The sequence below is a fragment of the Ideonella azotifigens genome (assembly GCF_006519715.1).
GTDB lineage: Bacteria > Pseudomonadota > Gammaproteobacteria > Burkholderiales > Burkholderiaceae_C > Ideonella > Ideonella azotifigens.
Map to the genome: position 1 here is coordinate 1 of NZ_VIDT01000244.1, position 7,423 is coordinate 7,423.

General features: G+C 63.5%; 8 protein-coding genes. 2 read left to right on the top strand and 6 right to left on the bottom strand.

The features are described from left to right. Positions 1-602 (top strand): chemotaxis protein CheB (locus tag FKP22_RS15475; RefSeq protein WP_310733337.1); only part of this gene is annotated, 602 nt, incomplete at its 5' end. A gap of 345 nt (positions 603-947) precedes the next feature. On the opposite strand, the gene FKP22_RS15480 is transcribed toward FKP22_RS15475, so the two are convergent. The 6 genes from FKP22_RS15480 to FKP22_RS15505 all read right to left on the bottom strand — a co-directional run bounded on the left by FKP22_RS15480 (position 948) and on the right by FKP22_RS15505 (position 7,044). After that, positions 948-2,183: a hypothetical protein gene (locus tag FKP22_RS15480; RefSeq protein ID WP_141288367.1), complete on the bottom strand. Its 1,236-nt coding sequence runs from the start codon at positions 2,181-2,183 to the stop codon at positions 948-950. A gap of 153 nt (positions 2,184-2,336) precedes the next feature. After that, positions 2,337-3,653, bottom strand: coding sequence for a radical SAM family heme chaperone HemW (gene hemW / locus FKP22_RS15485; RefSeq protein ID WP_141288368.1), 1,317 nt, complete (start codon positions 3,651-3,653; stop codon positions 2,337-2,339). Between the two features lie 9 nt (positions 3,654-3,662). After that, complete coding sequence (locus tag FKP22_RS15490) at positions 3,663-4,295, bottom strand: non-canonical purine NTP pyrophosphatase (protein WP_141288369.1); 633 nt, start codon at positions 4,293-4,295, stop codon at positions 3,663-3,665. Between the two features lie 22 nt (positions 4,296-4,317). Continuing rightward, the gene (rph, locus tag FKP22_RS15495) at positions 4,318-5,058 is read right to left on the bottom strand and encodes a ribonuclease PH (protein WP_141288370.1); all 741 of its coding nucleotides are present in this window, start codon (positions 5,056-5,058) and stop codon (positions 4,318-4,320) included. Positions 5,059-5,131: 73 nt separating this feature from the next. Further along, entirely contained in the window at positions 5,132-6,043 is a 912-nt protein-coding gene (locus tag FKP22_RS15500; RefSeq protein WP_141288371.1) for a PP2C family protein-serine/threonine phosphatase, read from the bottom strand. A 32-nt stretch (positions 6,044-6,075) separates the two neighbouring features. Then, positions 6,076-7,044 (bottom strand): serine/threonine protein kinase, encoded by a 969-nt coding sequence (locus FKP22_RS15505; RefSeq protein ID WP_141288372.1) that lies wholly within the window; start codon positions 7,042-7,044, stop codon positions 6,076-6,078. A 45-nt stretch (positions 7,045-7,089) separates the two neighbouring features. On the opposite strand from FKP22_RS15505, the gene FKP22_RS15510 reads away from it, so the two are divergent. Beyond that, positions 7,090-7,423 (top strand): YicC/YloC family endoribonuclease (locus FKP22_RS15510; RefSeq protein ID WP_310733338.1); only part of this gene is annotated, 334 nt, incomplete at its 3' end.

Consider the following 7,423-nt stretch of genomic DNA (forward strand, 5'->3'; position numbering starts at 1 on the left):
TGTCGACCGAGAAACTGATCTTCATCGGCGCCTCCACCGGCGGCACCGAGGCCACCAAGGAAGTGCTGGTCAACCTGCCGCCGGACTCGCCGGCCGTGGTCATCACCCAGCACATGCCGCCCGGCTTCACGCGCAGCTATGCCGCTCGGCTGGACGGCCTGTGCAAGATCCGCGTCAAGGAAGCGGCGGACGGCGAACGCATCCTGCCCGGCCACGCCTACATCGCGCCAGGCGGCCTGCACCTCAGCGTCGAACGCTCAGGCGCCAACTACATCGCCCGCGTGCGCGACGGCGAGCCGGTCAACCGCCACAAGCCTTCGGTCGAAGTGCTGTTCGAATCCGCGGCCCGCGTGGTCGGGCAGAACGCCTTCGGCATCATGCTGACCGGCATGGGCGCCGACGGTGCCCGCGCAATGAAAACCATGCGCGACGCCGGCAGCTTCAACATCTGCCAGGACGAAGCGACCTGCGTGGTCTTCGGCATGCCACGCGAAGCCATCAACCACGGCGCCGCCGATGAGGTTCTACCGCTGAACCAGATTGCCAGTCACTTGATGGACAAGTTGCGGCAGACGCACGGGGCCTTGTTGAACCGGGTCTAACGGCTGGCCGTTCGCTGCGGTCTTCAGTTCCCTACGGAATTCGGCAAGACCTGTGCTCGACAGTCAAATGAGCTGGGCGCAGAACTCGCCACAACGAAGCATCACCAGCAGCCCCAACAGCGTGTCGCGGCAACGCGCGGGATTGCTCGGGCAACACCCCTGTCCGTCAGTCGATCGAATTTCTTTTCCCAAATTCGATTCAGCACCGTCTCACCACGGAAGGCTCGGGGAGTTGCGACACCGCGGCGCGAACAAGGCGCGGAACGCGCGCAACCGGTTTAATTTCTACCACCTTCGAGCGGCAGTCGCAGCACTGGGCGCGAACGCTCACCAAGCCAAACAGAGTTACGCTGCCAGCGCCTCTTCATTCCAATAATAAATTTTACCAATCCAATCCGGGTACTTTGCAGAGACCGTCGGAGGGATTCCACCATTCCAATCTGTGAGCTGTGCTTCCGATATTCCGGCAGAGGTGGCCTTCAACTCTGCAACATCATACTGCTCCGGCACCACCAAGATGATATTCTTGGCAATTCGCTTAGCTTCCAAGAAACATTCCTTCTGATAGGGCAAAAGGTGGTGGAACACGCGTAAAGCTACAAACACATCATAATGTTTGTCCTTGAACGGCCAGGGAAAGGTGCGCGCATCGTGCAAAAACGTCGGCCGAAAACCGGGGTAGTTCCACTTCTCCGCATAGTCGATGGTGTCACTACCCTTCACCAAAGACACCCCCATGGTTCCCATCTCGAGCACCTTGTTGGGAGCACTTGGTTTGGAAAGGCGGATGAAATCGGTGGCAGTCTTGTGGTAATCCCAACGGGCCGCCGCATTACGCCAATGACCGCTTGAAGCAGCTTTGGTGGCAGCGAGGTATCCGTCAAAATCAATGTATTCGATCATCAACGTTCTTTCAAGTAATTCATTCAGATAAAGGGAAACCACTTGGCGCACCTGTTCCGGATCCATCGCCATCGGATCAACATGCCGAACTCTGAGCTCCAAAAAGCGCCGATGGACAAAAACCACTCTTACAGGGATGCGGTCAATTTTCAAAAGCTTAGCAGCGGCCAAACGGTGTCGACCATCCAAGAACAGCAGATCCCCTTGCTCGCCTATGCCGATCTTGATCTCATGGTTGATACCGACGGATGAATGGTAATTCGTCCCAAATATTTGCAAATCGGAGTTCTGGTCGCCCAACCTTGAAGCAATCGTACGCTGGTCCAGAAAACCATGCGTCTGCATAGATCTGTAAAGCGCACGAACCTCTCCGTTAAGACGCTCCTTCAAGGCGTCTGTGGTCGTGCAGTTCCAAAGCGGACGTCCTGCCTCAATTAGTTTCTTATTGTATTTGAACCATTCCGTCGAATGCCACGGCTCGCCTCGCCGAAATACCGCCTCAAAGGCACGGTAGACCATACCGTCCTCAAACAACGGACCGATCCCGATGTCCTCGATTGCGGCGACCTGTTCAAACGAGTTCACTTTGCCCCAGTTGTCGGAGCCAAAGGCACGCGGGCTCAGCGGGCTCTCACGTACGGGCGCCGAGAAATGGATGTAGTAGACCGCTGCACACATGCGTTATCTTAGTTGGAACTTCCAAGTCCTTGACCGATTCTGACATCTCGCGGTCATCACAGTGCCGCCCTCCGCGGCATTTCGTGCCAGTCGATGCCCTCCTTTACGCGCATACCGCTGGTTCACACAACGAGACGCCCGCCTTGCGCCGACTCACAGAAACAAGCTCTGCAAATCGCTGAGAAAGTCGAACCCACGCGCCGTCGGGCGCAGCAGCGGCCCGGTCTCCGCTTGCACCTGCTCCAACAGACCCTTGGCCTTTGCCAGCTGCAGGCCAGCCGCGATGGCTGACGGCGGCAGCCCCGTGCGCTCGGTGAACAGCGCCGGCTCGAAGCCGTGGCGCAGCCGCAGCAGGTTCAGCATGAACTCGAAGGGCAGCGCCTTGCGGCTGACTTCCTCCTCGTTGGACACGGCGCGGCCGGCCAGCGCTTCGCGCATGTAGGCAGCCGGCTCGCGCCACTTGACCTGGCGGACCACGCGGTGCGGGAAGCTGAGCTTGCCGTGGGCACCGGCGCCCAGTCCCAGGTAGTCACCGAACTGCCAGTAGTTCAGGTTGTGGGTGCAGCGGTGGCCGGGGCGGGCATAGGCCGAGACTTCGTAGCGGTCCATGCCGGCGGCGGCCAGCGTGTCGGTCACCTGGTCCAGCATCGCGGCGCTGGTGTCGTCGTCGGGCAGCACCGGTGGGCGGCTGGCAAAGACGGTGTTGGGCTCCAGCGTCAGGTGGTAGAGCGACAGGTGCGGTGGATTGAACTGCAGCGCGGTGCGCAGGTCGGCGGCCAGCTCGGCCTGGGTCTGGCCGGGCAGCGCGTACATCAGGTCAAGGTTGAAGGTGCCAAAGGTGGCCGCGGCTTCTTCGACGGCGGCCAGCGCCTGCGCACTGTCGTGCACGCGGCCCAGGGCCTTCAGCTTGTCGTCATTGAAGCTCTGCACGCCGATGGACAGGCGCGTGACACCGGCCTGATGGAAGGCGCGGAAGCGGTCCTTCTCGAAGGTGCCAGGGTTGGCCTCCATCGTGACCTCGCAGCCGGGCTGCAACGGCAGCAGTTGGCGCAAGTCGCTCAGCAGGCGGGCAATGGCGTCGGGCGAGAACAGGCTGGGCGTGCCGCCACCGATGAAGATGGAGTGCACGCTGCGACACCAGACCAGCGGCAGGCTGGCTTCGAGGTCGGCGCGCAGCGCATCAAGGTAGCGAGCCTCGGGCAACGCGTTGAGAGGTTCGGCGCCGGGCCGCCCCAAGCCGAACGCTCCCCCTTGGGGGGGCGACGCCGCAGGCGTCTTGGGGGCCCACTCATGCGAGTTGAAGTCGCAATAGGGGCACTTCTTTAAACACCACGGTAGATGCACGTAGATCGACAGCGGCGGCGGCGCGCCCAGCTGCAGTGTGCCGGCGCGCAGGAAGCGCTGCGCGGCACTGGCGCCATCGGGCACCGGGCCCTGGCTTTCGGCGGGATGGATCGGCGGCAAGGACATGCGCAGGACTCAACCGAGTTGCCAGGCGCTTCGCATCAGCGCGAGCATCTGCCCGGCAGCCAATGCGCGATGGCTATGGGCGTTCTTGACGCCAGCGTCGAGCATCGCCACGCTGCGGCCCAGCGCCGGGATGAACATCAGCGGGTCGTAGCCAAAACCGCCCTCGCCTTGCGGCGCGGTGAGGATCTCGCCCTCCCAGCGACCGAAGGCGATCAGAGGCTCGGGGTCGTCAGCCGAGCGCAGTGCGACCAGCGCGCAGACGAAGCGGGCACGGCGGTCGGTCACGCTGTGCAGGCGCTGCAGCAGCAACTGGTTGTTCGCGGCATCCTGAAAGACACGCTGCGCCTCGCGTTCGGTACCGGGCAACACGTTCACCGGCGCAAAAACGGCGCTTTGCACGCCCGGGTGGCCACCCAGCGCGTCCACGCACAAGCCGGAGTCGTCCGACATCGCCGCGCAGCCAGTGGCCGCCGCGGCATGCCGCGCCTTGGCCAGTGCGTTTTCGATGAAGGTGTGGTGCGGCTCCTCGGCCTCGCTCACGCCCAGCGAACCCTGGGTGACGAGTTCGATTGCCCGCGGCGCGAACAGGCCACCCAGCTCCTTCAGCTTCTTTGCATTGTTGGATGCCAACACCAGCCGCATGCCGCGCTCCTCTGCCCGATGGTCAGCGCTTGACCAACGGCGCAGCCAGCGCGACCTGCTGCAGGCGCACCAGCTCGGCAATGCCGTCGCCGGCCAGTTGCATCAGTTGGTCCATCTCGGCGCGGCTGAAAGCAGCCCCTTCGGCCGTGCCCTGGATCTCGACAAAGCCACCAACGCCTGTCATCACGACGTTCATGTCGGTGTCGCAGGCCGAGTCCTCGATGTATTCCAGGTCCAGCAGCGGCGTTCCTTCGACGATGCCGACCGAGATCGCCGCGACCGCGGTGCGGATCGGCGAAGTCGTCAGCTTGCCCTGGGCCAGCAGCAGGTTGACGGCATCCTGCGCGGCGACAAAGGCGCCGGTGATGGCTGCAGTGCGGGTGCCGCCATCGGCCTGCAGCACGTCGCAGTCCAGCGTGATGGTGCGCTCGCCCAGGGCCTTCAGGTCGAACACGCAGCGCAGCGAACGACCAATCAGGCGCTGGATTTCCTGCGTGCGGCCGCTCTGCTTGCCGCGTGCGGCCTCACGGTCGCTGCGGGTGTGCGTGGCGCGCGGCAGCATGCCGTATTCGGCCGTGACCCAGCCCTCGCCGCTGCCGCGCTTGTGCGGCGGCACCCGCTCTTCAACCGACGCTGTGCACAGCACCTGCGTGCGGCCGAACTCGATCAGCACCGAGCCTTCGGCATGGCAGGTGAAGCCCCGGGTGATGCGCACCGGGCGCAGGGCATTGGCGGCGCGGCCGCTGGATCGTTCGTAGCTCATGGGCAAAACCTGTCGGAGAAAACAAGAAGCCGCCGCCGGCAAGCGGCGGCAGCGGCAAGCAGTGTGGGCCGGGTCAGCGCGGCTTGCGCGATGAACGCTGGATGGCCTCGTTGATCTCGCGGATCGAGCGTTCTATCTCGGCTTCGTCGAGGTCACCGGTGTTGCTGTCGCTGAGCGTGGCCTGGATGGTCGAGGCAAACACGTCTTCGCCGAGAGAACGCGTGGAGATGCCCACCGTGGTGTCGCGATCTTCAACCGCCTCCCATTCGACCGCCAGCGCAGTGACGTTGTCCCCATGCGTGCCACCATTGCGCAGCGCCTGCTCGACCATCTCGGGCACGGCGTCCTGCAAGGGCCGGTTGCTCAGGATGTTGACGATCTCATCGTCGGTGACGGTGCTCCACAAGCCGTCGGAGCAGACGACGATGCGGTCACCGGGCTGCAACATGATGGGGCCGGCCGTGTCGACCACCGGCTTGCCGGGGCTGCCCAGGCAGGTGAACAGCACCGAGCGGTTGAAGCGTGCATCGATGGGCACCACGTGGGCCAACGTTTCCTGCAGCTCGGTGTACGAATGATCGCGGGTGCGCTGCATCAGCTTGCCGCCGCGCACCAGGTAGAGCCGCGAATCGCCGCAGTGCGCCCAGTAGGCCGCATTGCCCTGGATCACGCAGGCGACGACCGTGGTGCGCGGTGTGTCGACCAACGAGCGCTCGGTCGCGTAGCGCAGCAGTTGGTGATGGCCGGCCAGCAGCGCATCCTGCAGGAAGCGCAGCGGGTTTTTCAGCGAAGGCTTGGCTTCCCGCTGGAAGGCGGCAGCCAGGGTCTGCAGGGCGAGCTGCGAAGCCACCTCGCCCTCGGGGTGTCCACCCATGCCATCGGCCAGTGCAAACAAGCCGGAATCCCGCGTGTAGCAATAGCCCATGCGGTCTTCGTTCTTCTCGCGCCCCCCCTTGCGGCTGATCTGATAGACAGAAAAGCGCATCGGGCTTCCGGATCCTGTGTAGACGCTGCGGCTCACGGTCTGGCACCCGTCTTGAGGTTTTCAATCTGCAGCTTCAGCCTTTCGGTGAAGCCCAGCGAGGTGTAGCGCCGCTCGGTCTCACGCGACAGCTCTTTCTGCAGCGAGAACACGCTTTGCGGGCGCGACAGCGGGTCCAGCGACATGCACCACTCGGTCACCTCGATGAGGTTGTCGGAATAGGTGTTGCGCATGCGCGAGAGCGACAGCGGCAGGCGGTCCTTGTCGATGCGCTGCGGCGCGTCGTTCGGCGGATAGCCCTGCATGCAGGCGTAGATGCAGGCACCAATCGCGTAGATGTCGGTCCACGGGCCCAGCGAGCCGTCGCGGCGGTACATCTCGGGCGCGGCAAAGCCTGGCGTGTACATCGGCCGGATGAAGTTGCCTTCCTTGGACAGCACTTCGCGCGCGGCACCGAAGTCCAGCAGCACCGCCTTGTTGTCGTTGGTGATGAAGATGTTGGCCGGCTTGATGTCCAGGTGCAGCATCTTGTGCTGGTGCACGATGCGCAGGCCGCGCAGGATCTCGTCGAACAGGCTGCGGATGGTCGACTCGCGGAAGACCTTCTCGCGCTTGAGGTCCCGTGCGGTGACGATGAAGTCCTGCAGCGTGTCGCCCTGCAGGTAGTTCATCACCATGTACACGGTTTCGTTTTCGCGGAAGAAATTCAGCACAGAAACCACGCTGGGGTGAGAGATCTGCGCGAGCGAGCGGCCTTCTTCGAAGAAGCTCTTCAGGCCCAGCCGGTACAGCGGCTGCTTCTCGGGTTTGACGCGGGGAATGAGCTCACCAGCGGCGCGTTCGGCCAGCGAAGCGGGCAGGTATTCCTTCAGGGCCACCAGGTGGCGGCTGTCGTCTTCGGCGAGGTAAACCACGCCAAAGCCGCCGGCCGCCAGCTTCTTGATAATCTGGTAGCCACCAACCACGGTGCCCGCGGGCAACGGGGAGGGCTTGGGCTTTGACATAATCGGGGTTTTGCTTCCTGCAAAAGCTTCATGGCAGTTTACAGCATGACCGGCTTCGCTAGCGCGAGTGCCAGCCCGGTGTCAGACGTCGAAACCGCCCTACCCGGCATTACCGTGGAGATCCGCACGGTCAACAGCCGTTTCCTGGACATTGCCTTTCGATTACCGGACGAATTGCGCCAGCTGGAGCCCGCGATGCGCGAGCTGCTGGTGGCCGGTTTGCGCCGCGGCAAGGTGGAGTTGCGCGCTGCGCAGGGCCGCGCCGCCGAAGAAGGCTTGCCCCAGCCCAGCCCCGAACAGTTGAACCGGCTCAGCCGGCTCGAAACCTCGGTTCAGGCCTGGCTGCCAAAGGCACCGCCACTGTCGGTGCACGAGGCCT

What these genes read in the sequence shown, in the direction of transcription:
- FKP22_RS15490 (WP_141288369.1), bottom strand. Translation starts at nt 4,295, where the DNA reads ATGCGGCTGGTGTTGGCATCCAACAATGCAAAGAAGCTGAAGGAGCTG.
- rph (WP_141288370.1), bottom strand. Translation starts at nt 5,058, where the DNA reads ATGAGCTACGAACGATCCAGCGGCCGCGCCGCCAATGCCCTGCGCCCG.
- FKP22_RS15505 (WP_141288372.1), bottom strand. Translation starts at nt 7,044, where the DNA reads ATGTCAAAGCCCAAGCCCTCCCCGTTGCCCGCGGGCACCGTGGTTGGT.
- hemW (WP_141288368.1), bottom strand. Translation starts at nt 3,653, where the DNA reads ATGTCCTTGCCGCCGATCCATCCCGCCGAAAGCCAGGGCCCGGTGCCC.
- FKP22_RS15480 (WP_141288367.1), bottom strand. Translation starts at nt 2,183, where the DNA reads ATGTGTGCAGCGGTCTACTACATCCATTTCTCGGCGCCCGTACGTGAG.
- FKP22_RS15500 (WP_141288371.1), bottom strand. Translation starts at nt 6,043, where the DNA reads ATGCGCTTTTCTGTCTATCAGATCAGCCGCAAGGGGGGGCGCGAGAAG.